The organism is Paenibacillus sp. sg306046 (assembly GCF_059821225.1).
In genome coordinates, this window is the sequence record NZ_JCAMRT010000002.1 from 39,280 (window position 1) to 64,362 (window position 25,083).

Here is a 25,083-nt window from a genome sequence, read left to right on the forward strand (position 1 = left end):
CGTTTCCACACATGCTTATACAGGTTGAGGGCGGGCGAGCAAAGAGGGAAGCCCCTCTTATATTCGAGATAGCGCTTTCAAATCTGCATGCTTTAAAGCGTACCGCCATTTCTCAAGAAGCGCAGCGCTTCGTCGTAGTTGTCCCAATGCGTCTCGTTGTCATTCTCGGCTTGCTTGGCTGAACGCTTAAGCTGGATTTTGGCAATGGTCGACTCAACGACGACAGCGGCTTTGCGCAGTCCAAGAGCCTTGCAGTCCTTTTGATGCTTGACCAGCGTCTGCTGAGATTCGGCTAAAAACGCTTTGACAGATCGCATGTCGACGATCAAATCAAAAAAAGGCGAGTTATTTTTTTTAACGTAGGCAGAAATTTCAGACGTAACTCGTTCAATGTCTGCAGATGTTGCAGAGGGCAGCCATCTGATCTCAAGAATGTGTCTTTCGGCGTCAATGACTCTGGCACTAGACATGCTCATTACCTTCTTTTCCCTAAAGTATTCATCCCTATGATGATCACGAATGTTGCTGACGTTACATCATCAACATTATATCACAGGGTATTCCTGCCTGTCTCTGCACTTGAAAGCAGGATATGTTCGAGCGGTAGCGATCAGTCTTTTTGCCCCTAGACAATTAACGCCCCCCGGTTACATGGATCAGATCGAAGCTTTTCTAAAGCAGCTTCCCCGTGAGGGTTCCTCTCAATAAAAACGGATCGCCCAAACACCATCTCATCGCCCGCGCTTGCCAAAGCAGAACCAGACATACGGGGGAAGCCCCCGTACGTCATGCGGCAACCTGGTACCTGGTCCCCGTGTGCTCCACGGTCTGACGCGCCGTTTGTCTTAGATAAAGAATGTTTTAGTAATGATCACAAGCAGGATGAACAGAACCAGAATAACGCCAGTTGTCGTCCCAACGCCTCCGCAGCTTGCGCCAACTCCACCTACATAACCCATCGTTTCTGCCTCCTCCCGAGTGAGCTTATGTATGGTATGAGCGCGGCGGGCCGCTGGCGTGGGCGTTCGGCAAAAAAAAGGTGCAGCTGTCGCAGAGCGGCGGAAAGCCGAAATCGGAAGTTAAGCGCTCCCGGTAGTATTTTGCTGTGCGTTTATAGTAAAATAGCGGTACAATGAGGGCAGGATGGTGTCCCTATGACAAATAAATGGTACAAAAAGTTAATCCTTTCGTATTTCCCCGTATTTCTGGTAGCGATCTCATCCGTGTTGTTTATCTCGTTTCTGCTTGTGACCGAGGTGTCCAAGAAGGAGGCGGAGAAGGCAAACGGCATCTCGTCCCGTTATGTGATCGAAACCGTCGAAACATCGCTGCGCGATGTGGAGCAATCCGTGCTGAAGGAGCTGGAGGTAAACGGGAATGTCCGTGATTTTTTCACCAACCAGTCCGGCGCCGATACAAGGCTGCTGCAATACCAGCTATCAGGCGATGCCAAAAATCTGATGACCAAGCATTATTTGATTCACTCGATTTACTTCTACCGGTATAGCGACAATCTGGTGCTTACGCAAAGCTCCGCCGAGCCGATCCAGCGGTTTGAGGACAAGGCGTTTCTTCAGCAGGAGCGGGACGCTTCGCCGCGCATGCGCTGGTCGTCCCCGCGGCTGCTGCGCGGGTACGTCAGCGATTCGGAGGAAACCGTCATTACGATGAGCAAGCGGATGCTGCTGCCGTTCGGCAATCAAGGGATTGTCATTATCAACGTTCGGCTGGGCGAACTGCTGCGTACGGTCGATGAATGGACAGCAGGCCAACTAACCTTTATGAATATTTATGATCAGGACAAGCGGATTTATCCGAACCGGGCTTCGGCGCCGAATTCCTCGGAGAGCAACGCCAAGGTGATGAGTGAGGTTCACTCGCGTTATTTGGACTGGACGTTTACGAGCGGTCTGAAGGCCGGTCAGTTGTTCGGCTGGGTATCGGTCGTGTCGTATGTATGGATAGGGATCGGGGTCGCCATTCTTATCCTGTGTATCGTGTACCTCGTCTATATTACGAAGCGCAACTATAAGCCGATCGAGCTGATTATGGCCAGAATCGAGGATTATCAGGCGCGGCACTTGCCGCCGGGCAAGCCGGGCGGGGATGAGTTTGCGTTTATCGACAAGGCGCTGGAAAGCTTGATGGACCAGACGAGCCAGTTCGAGAAGCAGTTTCAGGAGGATTTGCTTATTCACCGGCGTCAATTTTTCCACGATTTGATCAGCGGTGACCGAAGCATCGGACTGGAGGAATGGCAGGCGCGAACGAAGCGGCTGCATTTGCCCCAGACGTTTCGGAGGCTGGCGGCTGTCGTGACCGAAATTGATGACTATGCCGGATTTCAGCTGCAGTATTCGGAACGCGACCAGCAGCTGCTCAAGTTTGCGCTTAACAATGTGATTCATGAATTTGCCGAAGGCGAACGGCTGACCATCTGGACAGAGTGGCTGACGAGCAGGCGTATGGGCATCCTTGTGCTGTTCGGGGAGCAGGAGGGAGATGAGACGGTGGAGCAGCTCCTCAAGCGGCTTGGGGAATCGTTCCGGGTATGGGTGGAGGCAAGCTTGCGCTTCTCCGTGTCGGTTGGCCTGGGGACTGCGGTCGCGAAGCCGTCGGAGCTGCGTGTGTCCTGTCAGCAGGCGTTATTTCCGCTGGAGCACAAGCTGACGCTCGGTCGCAACGCCGTATTCCTCCCCTCGGAGCAAGGAAGGGAGAAGCCGCCGGGCAGCTTTCATTACTACCAGCAGGTGCCGCTTGCCTTTCAATATTTCCGGATGGCGAATCCGAAATGGCAGGAGATGCTGCGCCATATGTTCACCCATATGAGCGGCGAGCGCTTGAGCGACCGTGAGATCGGGGAACTGATTGACTACACGCTGCATATGTTCCAGCGGGAGCTGGATGAGATGCCGTCCGAGCTACGGGCGAGCTGGGAGGCGTCGCTTCCGCAGCTCAGCGAGGAGCTGGAGCAGGCACAATCGGTGGAGATGATGCTGGAGGCGCTGCTCAGCCGTCTGCTGGAGCAGGAGCATCTGTATGCCGAGCTGCGCGATTCGAAAAGCCAGACGTCCATGCTGAGCGAGATGAAGCGCTATATCGAGGAGAATTTTGCCGATCCGGATTTGTCGTTGAACCATCTCAGCGAGAAGTTCGGCATCAATCCGAAGTATGCAAGCCAGCTGTTCAAAGAACGATTCGGAATGAAATTCGTCGATTTCCTTGTCCAGCTGCGGATGGAGGAGGCGAAAAAGCTGCTGATTCAAAGCGACGCTTCGATCCAGGAAATTGCAACCAAGGTCGGGTATACGCACAGCATTTCGTTTGGCCGGTCCTTCAAAAAGGTGACCGGCGCGACACCGGGCGATTACCGCAAGCTGATGTAGGCTGCCGTATCGTATACGTTCAGGCGTTATGGCGTATACTACGGGTCACGCAGGTCAATCCCGCTTGAGGTCTACTCAAGCCATTGCCGCTGCGCAGGCGCAGCGGCTTGAATTCAGGATATACGGCGCAAATGGGCCGCTGCCTTGACGGAGGGCGGTCTATTTGTGTTTTTGGCGCTTCGCATGCGAAAAAGCCCGTCCCTGCAGTGTTTTCGGAATTTGGTTAGCGGGCGGGAAACGGTTAACCGGGCGAAATTGACGGAAATTCACCGCGTTTGGGGTTCCGGTTGGCTTCACAGAATCGGGTTAAGCGGGCCGCCGGACTGGAATCCGGCATTTAGTTGGGCGGGTAGAATCTTGTTGGTTGCCGGGATTCCCGGACGTACGGTATAACCAAATTGTGCTCGGACGGCAGACAACAGCCGCCCCGAGCGACGACCGTCACACCGGCAAGCGCAACATGCCGGAAGGCGGATCAGGCTGCTCTGTCCTAATAAATAGGGAAGCCGCTGATCCGCGAAGCCCGGTCCATGCAAGCTCTGGTAGTCCAAGGCTACATCCTAAACAAGGAGGGGTTTACGTTGAACAAACAAAAAAAATGGAACAAGCTTACGCTTCTGTCGGTCAGCTCCGTACTTGCTTGCGGCACGGTGCTCGCCGGCTGCTCGTCCAGTGAGCCGAATGCAGGGGGCAGCTCCGGCGGAGCCGCGGAAAAGAAAGAGCAGGTAACGCTGCGCGTGGAAATGTTCGACCGCGGCAATGCGCCAGCAGGCCAATCGGCGACTGACAACTATTGGACCAAGTGGATGCAGGAGAAGTTTGCGACACCTAATAACATCAAGCTGGAATATGTGCCGGTGCCGCGCGCCCAGGAAGTACAGAAGCTGAACGTGCTGATGGCCAGCGGCGGCGACGCTCCGGACATCGTGTTCACGTACGACAGCAACCTCGTTTACAACTATGTGCAACAGGGCGGTTTGGCCGATATCGGCGCGGCGCTTGATGAGCACGGCAAAAATTTGAAGGCGTTTCTGGGAGCGGACACACTCAAGTTCGGCCAGTTTGATGGCGTTCAGTATGCAATTCCGGCGCGCCGGGTAGAGGTTGGCAAATACGCCTCATATATTCGTCAAGACTGGCTGGACGCGCTCGGTTTGCCGGTTCCGAAAACGACGGAGGAAGTGTATGCGACGCTCAAGGCGTTCAAAGAAAAAGACCCTGGCAAGGTAGGCAAGGATCTGATTCCGCTCGGTATGGCGCTGGCTCCAGCCTCCTTCGAGCCGATCATCTGGCCGTTCATCAAGAAGGACCTGACCGAGGAAGAGAAGTACACGCAGCGTATGCAGCTCGGCTCCAACGACTACCCGGTTCTGACCTCTGGTCACAAGGAAGCCGTCCAGTTTATGAACAAGCTGTACAACGAAGGGCTGATGAGCGCCGACTTCTCACTGGATAAAGACAAGAAAAAGATGAATCAGGACATTATGACCGGCAAGGTCGGCATGTTCAGCGAGGATTCCATCAACCCGCTGCAAACCACTCCAGGCGTTTACAAGGTGCTGCAAACCAACGTGAAGGGCGCGAAGCTGCTGCCGGTTGATCCATTTGCAAGCGCGGACGGCAAGCATACGAAGCCGATGTATTTGCCGGCGGGGATGTACGTGATGATTCCGAAGGCGAGCAAGCACGTGAAGGAAGCGATTCAATATCTTGACTTTATGGCGCAAAAGGACAACTACTTCAAAATCTTTAACGGTGACGAGGGCGTCGATTACAAGCTCGAGGATGGCGTGCCGGTCCGGATTGACAGCCAGCAGGTGAAGGAAAAAATGTTCATTGGCGGAGACTTCATGATCATCTCGAACGGTCAGGATCTTGGCGACCAAGCTAAAAACACATTGCTCAGCGTCAAGCATTTGCCGCCGGAATATGTGAAGGATGGCGAGCTGGCTCGTAAAATCGCGATGACCGATACGGAGCCGCAGCTGCGCTTCTCTCGTCCGATTCAGGCAGAAGTGAAGTATGGATCAAGCTTGCGCGATAAATATGATGAACTGATTGTAAAGTCCGTGCTGGCGAAGCCGGCTGATTTCGACAAAACGTATGAACAAGTATTGAAGGATTACATGAACAGCGGCGGTCAGGAAATTCTCAATGAGCGGAAAGCCGCTTACCAGGAAATGAAGAAAAAATAAAGCCGAACCCCGAGTTACGCGCTTGGCGGGGACGCGCACACTTGCGGTCAGCAGGTCTGCTCGTCTCCGCCGCGCAAACGGGGGGAAGGAGGAGAGCAGTATGGAGATGGATGCAGAAACGACTGTACCGATGAATAAGCATACTCGTACCCGGCAAGGCGCTTTCAAAGTATATATGCGGCGGAACTGGCAGCTTTATGCGCTGCTGATGCTGCCGATCGCGTACTTCCTGGTATTTAAATATGGCCCGATGTATGGCGTGACGATTGCTTTCAAGAAATTTAACTTGTTTCAAGGCATCAATGCCAGCCCCTGGATTGGCTTTGAAACGTTTAAGTCCATTTTCAAAATGCGTGAATTTTATGTCGCACTGCGCAACACGCTGGCGCTGAACCTGCTTGATCTGCTCGTTTCGTTTCCGGCTCCCATTATTTTGGCAATTTTGCTGAATGAACTGAAAAATGCGATGTACAAGAAGCTGTCGCAAACGATTTTGTATTTGCCTCATTTCATTTCCTGGGTAATTGTCGGAGGGATCGTGTACCAAGTATTCGCTACCAAGTCGGGAATGGCCAACGGTCTGCTGAATAACATCGGTCTGGAGTCAATTCCTTGGTTGTCCGATAAGAACTATTGGGTTTTAACTTACCTAGCGACCGGTGTATGGAATAGCGCAGGCTGGGGGACGATCATTTATTTGGCCGCGATGACAGGCATTAACAAGGAGCTGTATGAGGCTGCGGATGTGGATGGCGCAGGCAGATTCACTAAAATTCGCTACATTACGATTCCGGGCATCAAGCCGACAATTGTCGTGCTGCTCATTTTGAAGCTGGGCGAACTGGTGCAAATTGGGTTTGAACGTCCGTACGTGCTGGGCAACGTGTCGGTTAGCGAGTATTCCGAGGTGCTGAGTACGTTCGTATACAAGATGGGCTTGCAGTCCGGCCAGTATTCGCTGGCGACCGGGGTCGGATTTTTCCAGGCTGTTGTCGGACTTGTGTTTATTTTGAGTGCGAATTACTTTGCCAAGAAAACAACGGACCAAGGGATTCTTTAGCCCCGCTGAGAAAGGAGCGCATCTATGCCGACCAAAACAAATGACCGCGTGATTGACTGGACGATCAACCTGCTTATTTTTATTACGCTTGCGTTATGCTTGATCCCGTTTCTGCACATTTTCTCGATTTCGCTTAGCTCCAATCGGGCGATTATGTCAGGTCTTGTCACGGTTTTCCCGATTGAAGTCAGCTTTGAAGCCTACCGCAAGGTGCTGAGCGACGTTTCGATGATCAAGTCGATGGGCTTTACAGTGATGCTGACGTTGATTTTTACCGTGTCGTGTATGGCGATGACGGCGATGGCCGCTTATCCGTTGACCAAGGATTATCTGAAGGGCAAGAAATTTTTTATGCTGTTGATCGTCATTACGATGTTTTTCAGCGGCGGTATCATTCCCGAATATATTTTGATGAAAGAGCTGCATCTGGTCAACTCCATGTGGGCGTTGATTTTGCCGCTGCTGATCAGTCCGTTTAATCTGATTATTCTTATTAACTTTTTCCAATCTATTCCTTCGAGCCTGCATGAGTCGGCCGAGATGGATGGCGCCGGTCATATCCGGGTACTGACGCAAATTGTGCTGCCGCTGTCGATGCCGGTTATTGCCACCCTGAGCTTGTTTTACGCGGTGAACCGCTGGAACGGATTTATGGATTCCTTGTTTTATATTACCGATCCGAAGATGTACCCGCTTCAGCTCAAGCTGTATCAACTCATTATGAACAATACGTTGAACGACCTGATGCAGCTCGAAGGTACGCAGCTTGTCCAGTTTTTGCCGGAAAGCCTCAAGGCTGCAAGCGTTATGTTTGCGACACTTCCGATTTTGCTCATCTATCCGTGGCTGCAGCGTTACTTCGTATCGGGCATTATGCTGGGTGCGGTGAAGGGATAAACGAGCGGCGAACGCTTCGCTACGCGCATGCCCGGCCGAGCCGTGACAACGACTAGGACGACTTGACGAGACAGAGAGGACTTGAGACGCGATGAGCCAACTGTTTACCGATAAAGAAGAATATTCGTTCTCCACCTGCTGGAATATCAAGCGCCATCAGACCGGAAGCGGGATGATTGAGGAAATCAAGGCGCTTGGCTTCCGCCGGGTTGAGCTGAACTATAATGTGACCGATGAGCTGCTGGCGACGATTGAGCCGATGATTGAGCGCGGGGAAATCGGCATCTCCAGCGTACACAACACGTTCCCGCATGATCCTGATCCGGATTACGGCACAGATTCCGTGCTGCTTGGCTTCGAGGACGAAGCAAAGCGGAAGCGGTCGATTGAGCTGCTGAACCGTTCCATAGATTATGCGGCCCGCTATGGAGCGGAGGCGGTTGTCGTTCATCCCGGCGAAGTGCCGTTCGAGGACAATATTGACGCCCGGCTGAAGCGGTTGTATCATGAACAAGGCAGGGAGTCCGAAGCTTACCGGACGTTGTGGGCCGAGATGCTGGAGCGCCGTGAACGCTTGAGTCCGTATTATGCGAGACGCATTCGTGAAAGTCTGGAAGAAGTGTGCGACCATATTGCCCGGAAAGGGTACAAGATGGCCGTCGGGATCGAAACCCGCTCGCGCTGCTATCAGATGCCGACGCCGCATGAGGCGAAGACTATCATTGACGAGCTGAAGGGCGCGCCTGTTTATTTGTGGTACGATTTCGGCCACGCGATGATGATGGATCGGATGGGCTTGTATGATAGCGTGAAGGATTTGCAGGAGGTTAAGCGCTATATCTATGGCATTCACATTCATGAAACGGTCGGATTGTCCGACCATTATTGCCCTTATGTCCACAGCGGGACGGATGACTTCGATGACTTCGTTGAAATTGTGCGCGATGCTCCGCTGAAGGTGTACGAATTGAAGGCAGTCTGCACCCCGGAGGAAATTGAGCGGAGCCACCAACTGCTGAAGCAGAAAATTGCGGCGCTGCCGCGCGAAGAGGGGACAACTGCATGAGTCTTGATCCGTATTACGCCAGTCTGCTTGCGATGAACGATAATGCCGTGCGTACTGCGCTGCAAAGGCAGGTCATGGACCCGGACAGCCGCCATTTCGGCGGCGTCGTGGAGGAAGCGACCGGCTTGCCGAGTCCGACCCATATGGGCACCGCTGGCTGGATGGCCGCGATGGGCTGCGCGCTGGTCAACCCGGATTCCGCGTTTTATCGGGATGCCGGGCTGGCCGCCGGGCTGGAGCTGGCCGCCGATTACATGCTGGAGCGCCAGCATGAGGATGGGACGATTTCTCCCAGATGGACCAACTATCATTCGCCGCCGGACACCGGCTTCGTCGTCACCGGCCTCGGCCAGCTGTACCGGCTGCTGGAGCGGGACGGCGGGGCGCAGGCGGACAATGCGCGACTGAAGGTCAAGCTGTTTCTGGAGCGCACCATTCCTGCGATGCTGACAGGCGGCTGTCATACGCCGAATCACCGCTGGGTGCTGACCTCGGCGCTGGCCTGGCTGCATGATATTTTCGGCGGCGAAGCGTTGACCGGGCGGGTAGAGGAATGGCTGGCCGAAGGGATGGACTGCTCGGAGGACGGCGAGTGGACGGAGCGGAGCCACGGCATCTACAATACGGTCAACGATATTATGCTGTATCATACAGCAACGCTGCTGAATAAGCCGGAGCTGCTGGAGCCGGTGCGGCGCAATTTGCGCATGATGATGTATCTGGTGCATCCGAACGGCGACATCGTCACCGAATATTCGGGTCGCCAGGACTTCGGCCAGCGGGCGGATTTATCTGAATATTACCTGATCTACCATCTGATGGCGGCACTCGATCAGGACGCGTTGTTCGCGGCCATGTCTGATTTGGCAAGCGAACATTTGTCGCGTCTGGGGCCTGTCAATAACCATGCGATGCTTGGTTATCTGCTGTTTCCGCAAACGCGGCTCAGCGGGCTGGAGCGCGCTCCGCTGCCGGTCTCCTATACGAAATGGATCAATGAGCATCATCCGATCGAAGCGGATTTGGCAGCCCGCGCTGCGGTCGGCCACCACGATAAAATCGAGCACAGCTCGATGCATCTGTCCTTCGGCTCATCCGTCATCCGGCGGCGCGAGGGGGAATTAAGCGCGACGATTGTGACGCGCGGCCCGTCGTTTTTCTCGCTGCGGCACGGGGCGGCTCATCTGCTCGGTACGCGGCTGTTTACATCCTTCTCGCCTGGACTCGTCGAGCTGGAGGAGCTGGAGCGGACCGAGGACGGCTACCGGCTCGGGGTTGAGCTGGAGAAGGGCTATGCAGGACCGGTGCCCAAGGCAGCGCTGCCTGCGTCGGCCAGTCAGCCGATCAGCCCATGGTATTTGCTGCCGCATCACCTGCGTCCGGTGACGCATCTGCAGAAGCATCGCCTGGCGATTGATGTCGCCTCCGTCTCCGATACATGGAAGCTGCAGGTTAAAGCCCAGGATCTGCCGGATGTGCTGACGCAGGTTGCGTTTACATTCGCGAAGGAAGCAAGGCTGGAGGGTGAAGGGCTGGTGCGGATCAGCGACGAAGCGCACTTCTGGACCGGCGGCGAAATTCGCGTGCAGGCGGGTGCGGACCGGCTGGTGCTGACGGCGGGCGCGCAGGAGCATACGGCGCCGGTGCTGCGCGTCGATCCGGCGCTGCCGGGCGTGCAGACGGTGCTCGTCAATCTGGTGACGCCGCTTGATCATACATTTACGCTGCGTTTGGAGCGGGACGGGGAGGAAGGCTAGATGGCAGCTTCAATCGCCTGGGAAGAAGAAAACAGCGTCCGCGCTGCGCTCGGTACGGATGAGCGCGGCATGGTCGCCACGATCGCCAACCGCTACGTAGGCGCAAGTCCGGCTATTCCGTTTGTGTACCGCGCCTTCCGCGAGGATGGCGTGCTGCAGACGGCAGACGGGCTGTACGATCTCGATCTGGCGCAGCGGCTGCCGGAGGCCAAGCCCGGACAATACGCGTATGCGTGCGGCTTGCTGCGCGAAGCGTCGGAGCGCTCGGTCGAGCTGCTTGTCGATTGCTTCGGTCCGGTGACGGTGTATTTGAATGGACAGCGTATTTTCCGCTCGACGGTCGTGCAGGAGATCAAGCCCGATGAAGTTGTGAAGGTGCCGATTGATCTGCAAAAGGGCTGGAACAGCCTGATCGTGAAGCTGCGCAAAACGACCTCCGGCTTCGGCTGCCACCTCGGCGCCGAGGAGGGGAAGGTGCGTATCCTGCACGTGCTGACGCCGTTCGCCGAGCGCAGCGGGCAGGCGGGCTGGGTGTATTCCGCGCCGATGGACGCGGACTGCTGGCCGGAGGACGCGGAGGGCCGGCTGCTGGACGGCCGCGCCGAGCGGCTGCTCGCGAGCGAGCAGGACAGCGGGCTGGGCTGGCTGCCGCGGCAAGCCTGGCCGCAGGCTGAGCTGACGAAGCTGGCCGCCGAACGCTTGTACGGACGGCAGCCGGGACGGCATGCGGCAGCCTGGTCGAAGCTGGTTGTGCCGCTCGCCGCGGGCGGCGGCGCGCAAAGGCTGCAGCTGACCGGCTTCACTGCCGGGCCGCTGCAGCTGTGGATTAACGGCGAGCCGGAGCTGACGCTGGACGCGCCGGGCGAGTTCGCCCATGAGCTGTCCCGTCCGCTGCCGCCGGGCAAGCACGATGTGCTGGTCCGCACGGCATGCGGGGCGGACGGCTGGGGCTTCCGGCTGGAGGCCGCCGCAAGCGAGACGGGAGCTTGCGCCTGGGCGCAGCCGGTCGCGATTCACGGCACAACGGCCGCGTGGCTGTATGCCGGACCGTTTGCGCCGGGAGCGGAGCTTGCCCCTGCGCAGCTGCAGACGATGCAGGCGCTGTTCCCGCTGGAAGGCGGCAGTGCGGCAGAATCGTCTGGCGCCGGCGTCACCTACTGGCGGCTGGATTCGCCGGGCTTGCGCCCTCGGCCCTTTTATGAAAATGCGATGCTCAGCAGCAAATGGACGACCGGCGGCGGCTCAAACTTTGCCCGCTGGGATTATCCGCTGGGCGTCACGATGTACGGCCTGCTGCAGACCGGACGGCTGCTGGAGCGTGGCGATCTGATCGGCTACGCGCTGGCGCACATCGCCGCCTGCACCGATATGTATGCGTATTCCCGCTGGGACCGCGATACCTACGGGTTTCCGGGAATTAACCATCAGCTGGTGCTGATCAAAATGCTGGACAACTGCGGCTCCTTCGGCTCAGCGATGCTGGAGGCGTACGCCGAATGGCAAAATCCGGGCTTCCTTGAAGTGGCGGATGTGATCGCCGACTTTATTCTGAACAAGCTGGAGCGTCGGGAGGACGGGGCGTTTTACCGGAAATGTCCGGGCGAATATGCGGCCGACACGATGTGGGCCGACGACCTGTATATGAGCACGCCGTTCCTGATCCGGTATGCGCGGATTACCGGCAAGCGGGAGGCGCTGGATGAAGCGGCCAGGCAGTTCCTGCTGTTCAAAAATTACTTGTACATGCCCGAGCATGCGCTGGTGTCGCATGTTTTCGACTTCAAATACAACGTGCAGACCGGCATTCCATGGGGACGCGGCAACGGCTGGTGTCTGTTCTCCATGTCGGAGCTGCTCGCCGCGCTGCCGGAGGACCATCCGGACCGTCCGGCGATACTCCGGTTTTTCAACGAGATGTGCGCCGGCGTAGCCCGTCTGCAGGCGGACAGCGGCTTGTGGCGTCAAGTGCTGAACGAGGCTGACGCTTATGAGGAGGCATCCTGCACGGCGATGTTTACGTATGCCTTTGCGCGCGGAGTGCGGTTCGGCTGGTACGACCATCCGGAATCGTTTTACCGGCAGGCGCTGCTGGGCTGGGAAGGGCTGACACGTCAGGCGATTGACCAGCAGGGCAATGTGCATCGCGTGTGCAGCGGCTCGCGTTACGCGTTCCATGCGGAGTACTACAAGGACGATTTGCGCACGGTTCTGAATGACAATCACGGCATCGGCATTATGCTGCTTGCCGGTGTGGAGGTTTGCAAGCTGCAGGAGCAGCTGCGGAAAGCCGGGGAGTAACATGAGCGCCTCACAAGGCAAATATTCCATGCATTTATTTATCTTTGTGTTTTATATGACGCAGGGGGCGTTCGGGCCGTATCTCAGCTTCTGGTTCGCTGAGCAGGGCTTGGACAACCGCCAGATCGGGCTGCTGTTTTCCATCGGGCCGATCGTCGGGTTGTTCATTCAGCCCTTGTGGGGCATGCTGTGCGACCGTTACCGGGCGGAACGGGCCATTTTGCTGCTTTCGGCCGTGCTGGCGCCGCTGTTTGCCTTCGGCTACCTGATCGCAGGGACGTATTTCGCTGTTTACATGCTTGCTGCACTCGGACTTTCGCTGACCTATTCAGCCATGGGGCCGATCAGTGAAGCGCTGACGGTGCGCCATGCCGAGAAGCATGCGCTCAGCTACGGAGGCATCCGGCTGCTTGGCTCGATCAGCTTCGGAATCGCCTCCACACTGCTTGGCTTGTATTACGCGAGCGCGGGCATCCAGCATATGTTTACGGCGTATGCGGTGCTGATGGCGCTGTTGTTTGGCTCGCTGCTGCTGATCGAGAAGGGGACGGCTCCGCTGAAGCAGCAGGGCCGCCCGCTGCTGGCCGGGCTGAAGTCTTTTCTGGGCGATCGCGGCATGCTGGTGTTTCTGGCGCTTATTTTTATCATGTCGTTTGGCTCGGCGGCCAACAACGTCTTTTTCTCCGTTTATGTCGGGGGCATGGGGGAAGGAGCGTCGGCCCGGATCGGTCTGCTCAACACGATTGCAGCTTTGTCGGAGCTGCCGCTGTTTTGGCTGGCGGGGCGGCTGCTCAAGCGGTTCGGCCCCTTTCCTCTGCTGGCTGCGGTCGGCGCAGCGGCTGCGCTCCGCTGGGGGCTGCTGTCCGTGGCGCCGTCGTTTGGCTGGCTGGCCGCCGCGCAGCTGCTGCACGGCGTAACCTTTGCCCTGCTGGTCGCAACGGGCATTGCTTATATGCACAAGGCAAGCCCGCCGGAGCAGGGGACGACCGCGCAGACGTTATTTGCCGTCGTCAGCTCGAATCTGGCGATGCTGGCCGCGAGCAATGCGGGAGGCTGGCTGATCGACAGCTACGGGTTCGCGGCGATGTACCGCTTTACCGCATGCTTGTCCTTGCTGAGCGCGCTCGGCTTCATGCTGCTGATGCGAGTGCGCCGCAGGTCGGCTGCGCTGCCGCATGAAACGGGCATGTAATCCGCCGGGGGCTGACCGCTGAACAGGTGGATAAGTGGACAACTGGACAGGTAGCAGGAGACAGGCGGATAAGTGGACGAATGGATGCCGAGTGAGAGGTCGTGGAAATGTATGCCATGGAATAGACGCCCGTTCCTGAAATGAACAAGGAAATGGGTGTGCTGCCGTTGGCGGCACAGGCACAGGCACAGTAAGCAGTGGCATTTTTTCTGTGCCGCACGAGGCTGCTGACGACATCACGCAGAAAGGGAGCTGAACCGGCATGACACAAGCCGAGCTGCTGGAGCTGGCATGGCGCTATGCCCCGGCGATGAGTCTGGATACCGAGGAGCCGTTTGAGCCGATTCGGGCAGGGGTTTCGTTTTTGGAGCAGCCGGGCGCTTCGCCGTCCTTTCGCCGCCGCATCGAATTTGACCCGACGACGGTGCGGGGCGTACTGGAGTATGCGGTGTACTGGGATTACGATATTCAGCATTTGTATGATCTGGAGCATGTGTGGATATTTATCGGTCATGACGGGCAGGTTGTTCGGGCGGAGGCGAGCTTCCACGGCAAATATTTGCTGAGCCTGCTGCCCGACCGCAGCAATCTGGAGCAGACTACCCATGTGCGGCTGCTTGTTCAGGCGGGCAAGCATGCGTTTTCGCCGCTGCCGGAGCTGTTCCGGCTGCTGCCGAACGTGCCGGCCTGCTGCCAGGAGCAGGCCGGCAGCGAAGGCGTGCTGGTGCCGGACATGTTCAGCGGGCAATATCCCGGCACGGAGGTGCACGATCGGCTGGCGGAGGCGCATCTGCAGACGTTCCGCTTTGCGCCGTCCTACCGGTACGAGCCTTATAGCTGGAGCGACGGAGCTTTCGTCCCGTGGCCGCAGCTTCAGGCGGAAATTCCGCAGCGCATGAATGCGCTGCTGGACCGGCTGACAGCGGAAGGGCGCGCCTAAACGCGCCCTCGGCACGGCTTGCGGAAAAAAAGATTGCCGCAAATTTAATTCTGTAGTAACATCGGATTAAGCGCTTAATCCTCTACGAAGGAAGCGCTTGCTGCTTACATCAGTTAAGCGCTTAATCTAAGCTTATCTTTGAAAGGAGAGCGTTCTGCTTATGAGCACGATCCGGCTTACGGTGGCTCAAGCCCTGCTTCGTTTTTTGAACAATCAATATGTTAGCAGGGATGGAGTGGAAACGAAATTCATTAAGGGTGTTATGGGGATTTTCGGTCACGGGAATGTGACCGGGCTCGGAGAAGCGCTGGAATACAGCTCCGAGGGACTCGAATTTATTCAAGGTAAAAATGAGCAGGGTATGGTGCATGCGGCGGCGGCGTTTGCCAAGCAAAGCAATCGGCTGCAAATCTATGCTTGCACCTCGTCCATCGGACCGGGCGCGTTAAATATGGTTACCGCTGCGGCCACCGCGACGGTGAATCATATTCCGGTGCTGCTGCTGCCGGGCGACGAGTTTGCGTCCAGACAGCCTGATCCGGTGCTGCAGCAGCTGGAGGTCCGCTCTGATTATACAATAGCCGCAACCGATGCCTTCAAGCCGGTCAGCAAATATTGGGACCGCATCGTCCGGCCGGAGCAGCTGATGACGGCGGCGACCCAGGCGATCCGCGTATTGACCGATCCGGAGAATACCGGAGCCGTTACGCTGGCGCTGCCGCAGGATGTGCAGGCCGAGGCGTACGATTACCCGGCATCCTTCTTCGACAAGCAGGTCCATTATATTGACCGCCGTCCGCCAGCGGGCGATGCGGTGGCGCGGGCGGCGAAGCTGCTGCAGGGCAAGAAGCGTCCGCTGCTGATCGCGGGCGGCGGCGTGCTGTACGCGTCCGCGGTGCAGGAGCTGCGCGCTTTCGCGGAAGCGTTTCATATTCCGGTCGCGGAGACGCAAGCAGGTAAAAGCTCCATCGCCTGGAACCATCCGCTGTCCGTCGGCGCGGTTGGCGTAACCGGCACATTGGCGGCCAATCGGCTGGCGGCGGAGGCCGATCTCATTATCGGCGTCGGCACGCGTTACTCCGATTTCACAACGGCGTCGAAATCGGCGTTCAGCCACGCAGAGGTTCAGTTTATTAATCTGAACGTGAACGCGTTTGACTCCTCGAAGCTGAATGGCGTGGCCGTCACGGCGGATGCCCGGCTCGGGCTGCAGGCGCTGCAAGCGGCGGCGCAAGGCTACCGCAGCGGTTATGCGGACGGCGAAATTGCCGGATTGAAGCGGCAGTGGGACGCAGAGGTTGACCGGCTGTATACGCTGGAGCATGAGGCTGGATTTGCCCAGACGCATGCGCTTGGCATCATCAATGAAACGATTGATCCGTCTTCGATTATCGTCTGCGCCGCAGGCAGCTTGCCTGGCGATCTGCACCGGCTGTGGCGGGCGGTAGAGCCGAAGACGTACCATATGGAATACGGCTTCTCCTGCATGGGCTATGAGGTAAGCGGCGCGTTCGGCGCAGCGCTTGCCGAGCCGGAGCGCGACGTGTATGCGCTTGTCGGCGACGGCAGCTATCTGATGCTGCACTCCGAGCTGCTGACGAGCCTGCAGGAAGGGCGCAAGCTGACCGTGCTGCTGTTCGACAATCATGGCTTCCAGTGCATCCACTCGCTTCAGAAGGGACACGGCAGCCAAGGCTTCGGCAATGAATTCCGCTATCGCAGCTCGCAGACGGGGCGGTTAAACGGCGACTATATGCCGGTAGACTTCGCCGCGCATGCACGCAGCATGGGCGCGCAGGCTTACGAGGCGAAGACGGCAGACGAGCTGCGCGAGGCGCTGGCGCAAGCCAAGCAGGAGCCAGGCACGACGCTGATCTGCATCTCGGTCGTGCCTGGCACGCAGGCCGGCGGATACGAGTCCTGGTGGCATGTCGGCGTGGCCGAGGTGTCGGCCAGCGAGCGGGTGCTTGCGGCGCACGGCGAGATGCAGGCGCGCAAGGACGGCGTCAAGCTGATCTGATATCGTTGATATCGCTGATAGCGAGGACTTAGCACATACCGAGGACATAAGCAAAGGGGATATGAGCATGAGCAAGCTTCCTTTTCCATTGGCGGTGCATCCGATCAACTGGGTAGGCGAGGACGTGAAGGAGCATGGCGACGACACAACCTTTGAGCAAATTGTAGATGATATCGCGGCGCTCGGACTGAAGGGGACGGAGATGGGCCGCAAATATCCGACGGACCCCGCCGTGCTGAAGGCGGAATTGGATAAACGGGGAATCGCCCTTGTATCCCAGTGGAAATCGGTCTTGTTCTCCGATCCGGCTTACCGCGAGCAGGAGCTGGAGGCGTACCGCAAGCATGTGCAGTTTCTGCACGGGATGGGCGCGACGGTCATCAGCACCTGCGAGGTTGGCGGGTCGCTGCATTTCGATCCGCGCCGCACGCCGCATGAGAAGACTGTCGAGCGGCTCGATGCGGACGGCTGGAAGCATGTAGCCGAAGGGCTGAATGCGGCAGGTGCGATTGCGCGCGAATACGGGCTGAAGCTGACGTACCATCACCATGGCGGGACGGCGATTGAATCGCCGGAGGAAGTGGACCGGCTGATGGAGCTGACCGATCCGGAGCTTGTATACCTGCTGTTTGACACCGGCCATGCCTACTACGGCGGGGCGGACCCGCTGACGATGCTGCGCAAGCATTATGACCGGATTGCTTACGTGCATCTCAAGGATATTCGTCAAGAGGTACTGGACGCGGCGAGAGCCGAGGGCGTGGACTTTGTCACCTGCATCCGCAAAGGCGTGTTCACCGTTCCCGGCGACGGCTGCCTGTCGTTCGGGCCGATTATCGCCGAGCTGATCAGCCGCGGCTACAGCGGCTGGGCGACGCTGGAGGGCGAGCAGGACCCTGGACTGCATCCGGCCCGCGAATATGCCGCCAAATCCATCGCGTATTTGAACGAGCTGGCAAGCTCATCCGAGAAAGGGGTATGAATCGCATGACTTACGTTTCCTTTAACGCGGCTAAGCCGCTTGACTTCGTCGCCATCGGACGGCTGTGCATCGACCTGAACGCCAATGAAATCAACCGCCCGATGGAGCAAACCATGACCTTCACCAAGTATGTCGGCGGCTCGCCTGCCAACATTACGATCGGCATGTCGCGTCTCGGACTGAGCACGGCCTTTATCGGCAAGGTGGCGAACGACCAGATGGGACGGTTTATCACCGATTACTTGCAGCGCAACAGCATCGACACGCGCAACGTTGTGACCGATGATACGGGCGCGGTGACGGGACTTGCCTTTACAGAAATCAAAAGCCCGACCGATTGCAGTATCCTGATGTACCGCGACAACGTGGCCGACCTCAAGCTCAAGCCAAGCGAGGTGCAGGAGGAGCTGATCAGCCAGGCGAAGGTGCTGCTGATCTCCGGTACGGCGCTGGCGCAAAGCCCGTCGCGCGAAGCGGTGTTCCAGGCGCTGGACTTCGCCCGCAAGCATGGCGCGGTTGTTGTATTTGACCTTGACTACCGTCCGTACACCTGGACCTCGGCGGAAGAAACAGCCGTTTATTACAATCTGGCGGCAGAGAAATGCGACATTATCCTCGGCACGCGCGAGGAATTCGATATGATGGAGCGCTTTGAGCAAAATCCGGAGCGTAGCGACCGGGTGACCGCGTCCAAATGGTTCAGCTACTCGGCTAAAATCGTCATCATCAAGCACGGCAAGGAAGGCTCGATTGCGTATACGCAGGACGGCGAAGGCCATCGGGCGCAAAGCTTCCCGGCGAAGGTCGTCAAGACGTTCGGCGCAGGCGATTCCTACGCGGCCGGCTTCCTGTACGGGGTTATGCAGGGCTGGAGCCTGGAGCAAAGCATGGAGTACGGCAGCGCTGCGGCGTGTATCGTCATTTCCAGCCACAGCTGCTCTGACGCGATGCCGACGACTGAGCAGGTGAATGATTATATTGAACGCTGCAACCGCGGCGAAATTACGGCTTCCTGATTCGCGCATCCTCATTTAACCGCAACTTGATCGCAACTTGTCAACGCAAACTTGAAGCCCGGAGAGGAGAAGTCAACATGACGACTTTATTAAAAAACTGGGTGGGCGGCGAATGGATCGCGTCCACATCTGAGCAAAGCGAGCCTGTATTCAACCCGGCGACGGAGGAAGTGCTGGCGCTTGTCCCGCATTCGACCCGCCAGGATGTGGATCACGCTGTTGAAGTCGCGAAGAAGGCTTTTGCTTCGTGGAGCCGTGTAGCCGTACCTCGCCGCGCGCGCATTATGTTCAAATACCAGCAGCTGCTGGTCGAGCATTGGGAGGAGCTGGCGCGGCTTGTCACGCTGGAAAACGGTAAAAGCTACGCCGAGGCGTACGGCGAAGTGCAGCGCGGCATCGAATGCGTAGAGTTCGCCGCCGGCGCGCCATCGCTGATGATGGGCAAGCAGCTTCCGGACATTGCAACCAACCTGGAGTCCGGCATGTACCGGTATCCGGTCGGCGTTGTCGGCGGCATCACGCCGTTTAACTTCCCGATGATGGTGCCGTGCTGGATGTTCCCGCTGGCGATTGCGTGCGGCAATACGTTCGTGCTGAAGCCGTCGGAGCGGACGCCGCTGCTGGCAGGCCGGTTGGCCGAGCTGTTGAAGGAAGCCGGGCTGCCGGACGGCGTGTTTAACATTGTCCACGGCGCGCATGATGTGGTGAACGGGCTGCTGGAAAATCCGGATGTGCAGGCCATTTCCTTCGTTGGCTCCAAGGCGGTTGCCGAATATGTACACACGAAAGCAAGCTCGCACGGCAAGCGGGTACAAGCGCTGGCCGGCGCGAAAAACCACTCGATCGTCATGCCGGACGCTGACCTCGACTTGACGGTGAAGGAAATTATTAGCGCGGCCTTCGGCTCGGCGGGCGAGCGCTGCATGGCGTGCTCGGTTGTCGTCGCGGTTGACGGTATCGGCGATGAGCTGGTAAACCGCCTCGTCAAGGCGGCTGATCAGCTGCGGATCGGCAACGGGATGGAGGACGGCGTGTTCCTCGGACCGGTCATTCGCGGACCGCACAAGGAGCGGACGCTGAGCTACATCGAAACCGGCGAAAAAGAAGGCGCGATCCTCATTCGCGACGGACGCCGGGATGCGGCGACCGGCGGCGAAGGCTTCTTCGTGGGCCCGACGATTTTCGATCAGGTGTCGAACACCATGAAAATCTGGGAGGACGAAATTTTTGCGCCGGTGCTGTCCATCGTTCGCGTCGATTCGCTGGAGGAAGCGATTGCGTTTACGAACAAGTCGGAGTACGCAAACGGAGCTTGCCTGTTTACGCGCAGCGGCGCCAACGCACGCCAGTTCCGCGAAACGATTGATGCGGGTATGCTCGGCGTCAATCTCGGCGTCCCGGCGCCGATGGCCTTCTTCCCGTTCTCGGGCTGGAAGAAGTCGTTCTTCGGCGATCTGCATGCCAACGGCACGGACGGCGTGGAGTTCTATACGCGCAAGAAAATGATGACGGTACGCTGGTAGGCGGCCGCCCGTCGTCCGCAGCGATCCATGAAGCTTGAAGGAGCTGAACGTAACCCCATGAAGCTTGTTTCCATGAAAGACATGCTGCTCCAGGCATTGGAGGGCGGCTATGCCGTCGGGCAGTTTAACTTGAACAACCTGGAATTTACCCAGTCGATTTTGCAGACAGCCCAGGAAGCGCAGGCGCCGGTCATTCTCGGCGTCAGCGAGCCTTATATCCCTTATATGGGCGGATTGCCGTGCATTGCTGGCATGGTCCGCTCGCTGATTGACTATTACGGCATCACCGTGCCGGTGGCGCTTCATCTTGATCATGGCACCAGCTATGAGGTTTGCATTCGCGCGCTGAACGCGGGCTTTACTTCGGTGATGATCGACGCTTCGCATCAGGATCTGGAAAGCAACATTGCCGTCACGCAGCGGGTCGTACAGGCGGCGCATGCGCTCGGCGCGACCGTCGAGTCGGAGCTGGGACGCATCACCGGACGCGAGGACGATATCGTCGTTGATGAAGCCGAAGGCATGTACGCGGTGCCGGAGGAGTGTGTCCGTCTCGTGCGGGAAACGGGCATCGACTGTCTGGCGCCCGCGCTTGGCTCGGTCCACGGCCCTTACCGGGGCCAGCCGAAGCTTGGCTTCGACCGGATGGAGGAAATTCAGCGTCTGACCGGTTTGCCGCTTGTGCTGCATGGCGGCAGCGGCTTGCCGCGCGAAGAAATTTTGCTGGCCATCGCCAAGGGCACCTGCAAAATCAATGTCAACACCGACAACCAGATCGCTTGCACGACTGCGATTCGCAGCTACTTGAACGAGCATCCGGACGCTTACGATCCGCGTCACTATCTGAATCCGGCCAAGGATGCGATCCGTGCGGCGGTTCGGTCCAAAATGGAGCTGTTCGGCTGCGTCGGCAAGGTATAACAGAAGGGGAAGGGAAGACTTCATGAAAACAGTGAAAGTCGGCATCATCGGCGCAGGCCGGATCGGAAAAATTCATGCGGACAATTTGCTCCGCCATCCCCAGGTTGAGATTGTCGCGATCAGCGACCTGTTCGCAGGCCCGGAGCTGGAAGCGTGGGCGGAGGCGAGAGGCATCGCGGAAGTCACGCGGGACAGCCAGCAGGTCATCGGACACCCGGACATCGACGCGGTGCTGATCTGCTCGTCGACCGATACGCATGTGCCGCTTATTCAGGCGGCGGCGCAAGCTGGCAAGCATATTTTTTGCGAGAAGCCGGTCAGTCTGGACTTGAGCCAGACGGAAGCGGCGATCGCGGCGGCCGACGCCGCCGGTGTTCAACTGCAGATCGGCTTCAACCGCCGGTTCGATCATAACTTCAAACGCGTCCGCGAGCATGTGGCGCAGGGTACGATCGGCAATCCGCATCTGATCAAGATTACCTCGCGCGACCCGAGCCCGCCGCCAGCGGAGTATATCAAAGTGTCCGGCGGCATTTTCATAGATATGATGATTCATGATTTCGATATGGCCCGTTATTTGACTGGCAGCGAGGTTGAAGAAGTGTATGCGCAAGGCCATGTGCTGATCAATCCGGTGTTTGCCGAGTACGGCGATGTGGATACGGCCATTGTGACGCTGCGGTTTGCAAACGGCGCGCTCGGCGTGATCGACAACAGCCGCCAGGCGGTATATGGCTACGATCAGCGGGTCGAGGTGTTTGGCTCCAAGGGCAATGTGTCCGTCGTCAACGATTATCCGAACTCGGCTGAAATCAGCACGGCTGCCGGCGTTGTGCGCGACAAACCGCTGCATTTCTTCCTGGAGCGCTACAACGACGCTTATGTGGATGAGGCGCGCTGCTTCATCGACGCGCTGTTGAACGGAGCGCCGCTGCCGGTGACCGGCTTCGACGGCCTGCAGGCTGAACGGATCGCCAGCGCCGCCAAGCTGTCGCTGCGCGAGGGACGTCCAGTCCGGCTGAGCGAAGTGAGCGGGGCGTCTGCGGCCGGCTCAACTGCAGCTGTGTAAGTTAGCAGGTACGAGGAAAAGGAGGAAACCGTATGTCCGAGCTTATTATCAAGCCCGCGCCTCAGCCTGATGCGGAAGGCGTGCTGCTCAGCGTCACGCCGGAATCGGCAGGCTGGACGTATGTCGGCTTCCAGAGCGTGAAGCTGGCAGCCGGCCAGACGCTGCGCCGCGAGACGGGGACGCAGGAAGTATGCATCGTTCTGATCAGCGGCAAGGCGGATGCGCGTACGAAGCAGGAGAGCTGGTCCGGAATCGGCGAGCGCATGAGTGTGTTCGAAAAGACGCCGCCGTATTCCGTCTATGTGCCGAACGATGACGTCTACGAAATTACCGCGTTGACCGAGCTGGAGCTGGGCATTTGCACGGCGCCCGGCCAAGGCACGTACCCGGCGCGATTGATCCGCCCGGCCGATGTCGGGGTGGAGAAGCGCGGCTACGGCAACCTGGAGCGTCAGGTGCAAAACATTTTGCCGGAGCAGGCGCCTGCGGACAGCTTGCTGGTCGTGGAAGTATTTACGCCGAGCGGACATTGGTCCAGCTACCCGCCGCACAAGCATGACCGGGATGCGCTGCCGGAGGAGTCGTTTCTGGAGGAGACGTATTTCTACCGCGTGCAGCCGGAGCAGGGCTTTGCGGTGCAGCGCGTGTACACCGATGACCGTTCGCTTGATGAAACGTTGATCGTGCAAAACGGGGAAACGGTGCTGGTGCCAAAGGGGTATCACCCGGTTTCCGCTCCTCCGGGCTACGAGGTGTATTACCTGAACGTGATGGCCGGTCCGGTGCGGACATGGAAATTCCATAACGATCCGGACCATGCCTGGGTGATGACCCCGCCCCGCACGTAACATTGGCAGTTGCATGATGCTTCTTCATTCCCCATAATAGAGAGACATCTCCCTGACGAGGGGAAGAAACGGCAAGCGGTGAATCCAATGAGGGCTACAATTTATGATGTTGCGCGCGAGGCGGGCGTTTCGATCGCCGCCGTGTCGCAAGTAATTAATGGCAAGGGAAAAATCAGCGAGGAGCGGCGGCACGAAATTATGCAGGTGATGGAGCGGCTGGACTACCAGCCAAGCGTCATTGCCGCCGCGCTGACTGGCAAGAAAACGTATACGCTCGGCTTGCTCGTGCCGGATATTTCCAATCCGTTTTTCGCCGAGCTGGCGCGGGCGGTTGAGGATCAAGGGCATCAGCGCGGCTACAGCATGGTCATGTGCAGCACGGACAACAAGGATGAGCGCGTCGAGCGTTATCTGAATCTGCTGCAGCAGAAGCAGGTAGACGGGATGATTATCGCCACCGGCGTTGACGATACGCGTGTGCTGGAGCCGCTGCTGGCGAAGTCGGTGCCGTTTTTGATGATTGCCCGGCATCTGAAGGACCTGGAGCTGCGAACCGTCATCGTGGACGACTTCGCCGGCGGCTCGCTGGCGGCCGAGCATCTGCTGGAGCTGGGCCATCGGCGGCTGGCGATTTTTGCCGAGCATCCGAAGGTCAGCAGCAGCCGTGAGCGAATTCGCGGCTTCCGCCATGCGATGCAGCAATCCGGGCTGGAGCTGCCGGAACTGCAGGTGATGACCTGCGGCGAAAATCTCGTCGCCGAGGGCGACCGCCATGCGCGGCTACTGCTGGACGGTGTCGATCGGCCGACCGCTGTGTTTTGCTGCAACGACCTGCTCGCCATCGGCGTGCTGCAGGCCGCGAAGGAGCTGGGGCTGTCGGTGCCGGAGGACTTGTCGGTCGTCGGCTTCGACAATACGATTTTGGCGACCGTCACGACGCCGATGCTGACGACCGTCTCGCAGCCGACCGAAACGATGGGCCGCCTGGCCATCGACCGGCTGATTGCGCTGCTGAAGAAGGAAGAGGAGCCAAGTCAGCCGCTGCGCTCGGTGCTGCAGCCCTGTCTGATCGTCAGACAATCGACCGCGCGGCTGGCTTCCAGTCCTTAGAAGGGACAGCATGCAAGTTCAGAATTATGGCGCGTCGCTAAGTACTTATACGTTCTGATCGTAACAAACAGGCCGCTCAATGAGAGAGGCCTGTTTGTTACAGGCTCTTTTCTTAAAAATAAAGAGCTATTTCTTGAGAGTGATAATGGGTTAATTACATAAATGTTAGGTTTGTCAGCTAGCGGCTACATGGTCAAAAGCGATGACGAATACAACGGTTACGTCGTACACGGAATCCCAATCCTGATAGCTTGAAGTCCCCTTTCTCCACTGGTGAATTCGTTCACCTTGTACCGTCACGCTGTCGGTAAGGTCGGTATGCATGATTAGGGTGTGTCTTAAAACTCCGCAGGGAGCAGATGTTGCCGAATTTTCGTTCCATGCAAGGCGCTTTTTCGCAGGCTTACGGGGGGGAAGTCAAGGAAAAGTAACGCAGCAGGGGGCGAAAAGGCGGTGAAAGATGCCCTTGAGCGAGTTTTAAGACACGCCTCAGTTTATCGGCAAACCATGTTTTCAAATATCCGCCCGAGCAAGCAATCTGATTGTTTTTTTCAATGGGCTGAGCGCTTTTGAGCTTGTTGGCCTTTTGCCGGCTCTTTTCCTTATGCTCAGACGATTCGTTGTACTTCCAGCTGGTGAGAATGGTTAGCGGATTTCATGCTGTGACGGTTGTCGGAACATTAAATTTTTTTGACTTTTTTTTTAGATTTTTTTGTTGTAGATTGTAACTGAATATCGACAAAATCTGCTAATATATTTAAGTGATGTAGGTTCAAAGGTCCTGTTTAACTCATTTGAAACAT

The 25,083-nt window shown here is 57.7% G+C and carries 19 protein-coding genes; 17 read left to right on the forward strand and 2 right to left on the reverse strand.

Annotated features, from left to right (window positions below; all coding sequences use genetic code 11):
• Positions 1 to 92: 92 nt before the first annotated feature.
• Together AC6ROY_RS02180 and AC6ROY_RS02185 are read right to left on the reverse strand one after the other, a co-directional pair.
• Positions 93 to 470, reverse strand: coding sequence for a hypothetical protein (locus AC6ROY_RS02180; protein ID WP_500098319.1), 378 nt, complete (start codon positions 468 to 470; stop codon positions 93 to 95).
• Positions 471 to 845: 375 nt separating this feature from the next.
• Complete coding sequence (locus tag AC6ROY_RS02185; RefSeq protein WP_500098320.1) at positions 846 to 959, reverse strand: YjcZ family sporulation protein; 114 nt, start codon at positions 957 to 959, stop codon at positions 846 to 848.
• A gap of 195 nt (positions 960 to 1,154) precedes the next feature.
• On the opposite strand from AC6ROY_RS02185, the gene AC6ROY_RS02190 reads away from it, so the two are divergent.
• From AC6ROY_RS02190 to AC6ROY_RS02270, 17 genes are all read left to right on the forward strand, one after another.
• Complete coding sequence (locus AC6ROY_RS02190; protein ID WP_500098321.1) at positions 1,155 to 3,386, forward strand: helix-turn-helix domain-containing protein; 2,232 nt, start codon at positions 1,155 to 1,157, stop codon at positions 3,384 to 3,386.
• Between the two features lie 530 nt (positions 3,387 to 3,916).
• Positions 3,917 to 5,581: an extracellular solute-binding protein gene (locus AC6ROY_RS02195; RefSeq protein ID WP_500098322.1), complete on the forward strand. Its 1,665-nt coding sequence runs from the start codon at positions 3,917 to 3,919 to the stop codon at positions 5,579 to 5,581.
• Between the two features lie 130 nt (positions 5,582 to 5,711).
• Positions 5,712 to 6,641, forward strand: a complete 930-nt coding sequence (locus tag AC6ROY_RS02200) for an ABC transporter permease (RefSeq protein ID WP_500098645.1) — start codon at positions 5,712 to 5,714, stop codon at positions 6,639 to 6,641.
• Positions 6,642 to 6,665: 24 nt separating this feature from the next.
• Complete coding sequence (locus AC6ROY_RS02205; protein ID WP_500098323.1) at positions 6,666 to 7,538, forward strand: carbohydrate ABC transporter permease; 873 nt, start codon at positions 6,666 to 6,668, stop codon at positions 7,536 to 7,538.
• 91 nt (positions 7,539 to 7,629) lie between these two features.
• On the forward strand, positions 7,630 to 8,604 hold the full coding sequence (locus tag AC6ROY_RS02210; RefSeq protein ID WP_500098324.1) for a sugar phosphate isomerase/epimerase family protein: 975 nt from the start codon (positions 7,630 to 7,632) through the stop codon (positions 8,602 to 8,604).
• Positions 8,601 to 10,361 carry a hypothetical protein gene (locus tag AC6ROY_RS02215; RefSeq protein WP_500098325.1) on the forward strand — a complete coding sequence of 587 codons (1,761 nt, stop codon included), beginning with the start codon at positions 8,601 to 8,603 and terminating at the stop codon, positions 10,359 to 10,361. The genes AC6ROY_RS02210 and AC6ROY_RS02215 overlap by 4 nt, the downstream gene beginning before the upstream one ends.
• On the forward strand, positions 10,362 to 12,659 hold the full coding sequence (locus AC6ROY_RS02220) for a glycoside hydrolase family 88/105 protein (protein ID WP_500098326.1): 2,298 nt from the start codon (positions 10,362 to 10,364) through the stop codon (positions 12,657 to 12,659).
• A 1-nt stretch (position 12,660) separates the two neighbouring features.
• Positions 12,661 to 13,851 carry an MFS transporter gene (locus tag AC6ROY_RS02225; protein ID WP_500098327.1) on the forward strand — a complete coding sequence of 397 codons (1,191 nt, stop codon included), beginning with the start codon at positions 12,661 to 12,663 and terminating at the stop codon, positions 13,849 to 13,851.
• 262 nt (positions 13,852 to 14,113) lie between these two features.
• Positions 14,114 to 14,791, forward strand: a complete 678-nt coding sequence (locus AC6ROY_RS02230; RefSeq protein ID WP_500098328.1) for a hypothetical protein — start codon at positions 14,114 to 14,116, stop codon at positions 14,789 to 14,791.
• Between the two features lie 160 nt (positions 14,792 to 14,951).
• Positions 14,952 to 16,811, forward strand: coding sequence for a 3D-(3,5/4)-trihydroxycyclohexane-1,2-dione acylhydrolase (decyclizing) (gene iolD, locus AC6ROY_RS02235; protein ID WP_500098329.1), 1,860 nt, complete (start codon positions 14,952 to 14,954; stop codon positions 16,809 to 16,811).
• A 67-nt stretch (positions 16,812 to 16,878) separates the two neighbouring features.
• Positions 16,879 to 17,793, forward strand: coding sequence for a myo-inosose-2 dehydratase (gene iolE, locus AC6ROY_RS02240; protein WP_500098330.1), 915 nt, complete (start codon positions 16,879 to 16,881; stop codon positions 17,791 to 17,793).
• Between the two features lie 5 nt (positions 17,794 to 17,798).
• Entirely contained in the window at positions 17,799 to 18,809 is a 1,011-nt protein-coding gene (gene iolC, locus AC6ROY_RS02245) for a 5-dehydro-2-deoxygluconokinase (RefSeq protein ID WP_500098331.1), read from the forward strand.
• Positions 18,810 to 18,886: 77 nt separating this feature from the next.
• A complete protein-coding gene (locus AC6ROY_RS02250; protein WP_500098332.1) occupies positions 18,887 to 20,332 on the forward strand; it encodes a CoA-acylating methylmalonate-semialdehyde dehydrogenase in 1,446 nt (481 codons plus the stop codon).
• Positions 20,333 to 20,389: 57 nt separating this feature from the next.
• Positions 20,390 to 21,253, forward strand: a complete 864-nt coding sequence (gene fba / locus AC6ROY_RS02255) for a class II fructose-1,6-bisphosphate aldolase (protein WP_500098334.1) — start codon at positions 20,390 to 20,392, stop codon at positions 21,251 to 21,253.
• 22 nt (positions 21,254 to 21,275) lie between these two features.
• A complete protein-coding gene (gene iolG / locus AC6ROY_RS02260) occupies positions 21,276 to 22,322 on the forward strand; it encodes an inositol 2-dehydrogenase (protein ID WP_500098335.1) in 1,047 nt (348 codons plus the stop codon).
• Positions 22,323 to 22,354: 32 nt separating this feature from the next.
• On the forward strand, positions 22,355 to 23,170 hold the full coding sequence (gene iolB, locus AC6ROY_RS02265; protein WP_500098336.1) for a 5-deoxy-glucuronate isomerase: 816 nt from the start codon (positions 22,355 to 22,357) through the stop codon (positions 23,168 to 23,170).
• Between the two features lie 87 nt (positions 23,171 to 23,257).
• Complete coding sequence (locus AC6ROY_RS02270) at positions 23,258 to 24,280, forward strand: LacI family DNA-binding transcriptional regulator (RefSeq protein ID WP_500098337.1); 1,023 nt, start codon at positions 23,258 to 23,260, stop codon at positions 24,278 to 24,280.
• The last annotated feature ends 803 nt before the right edge of the window (positions 24,281 to 25,083 follow it).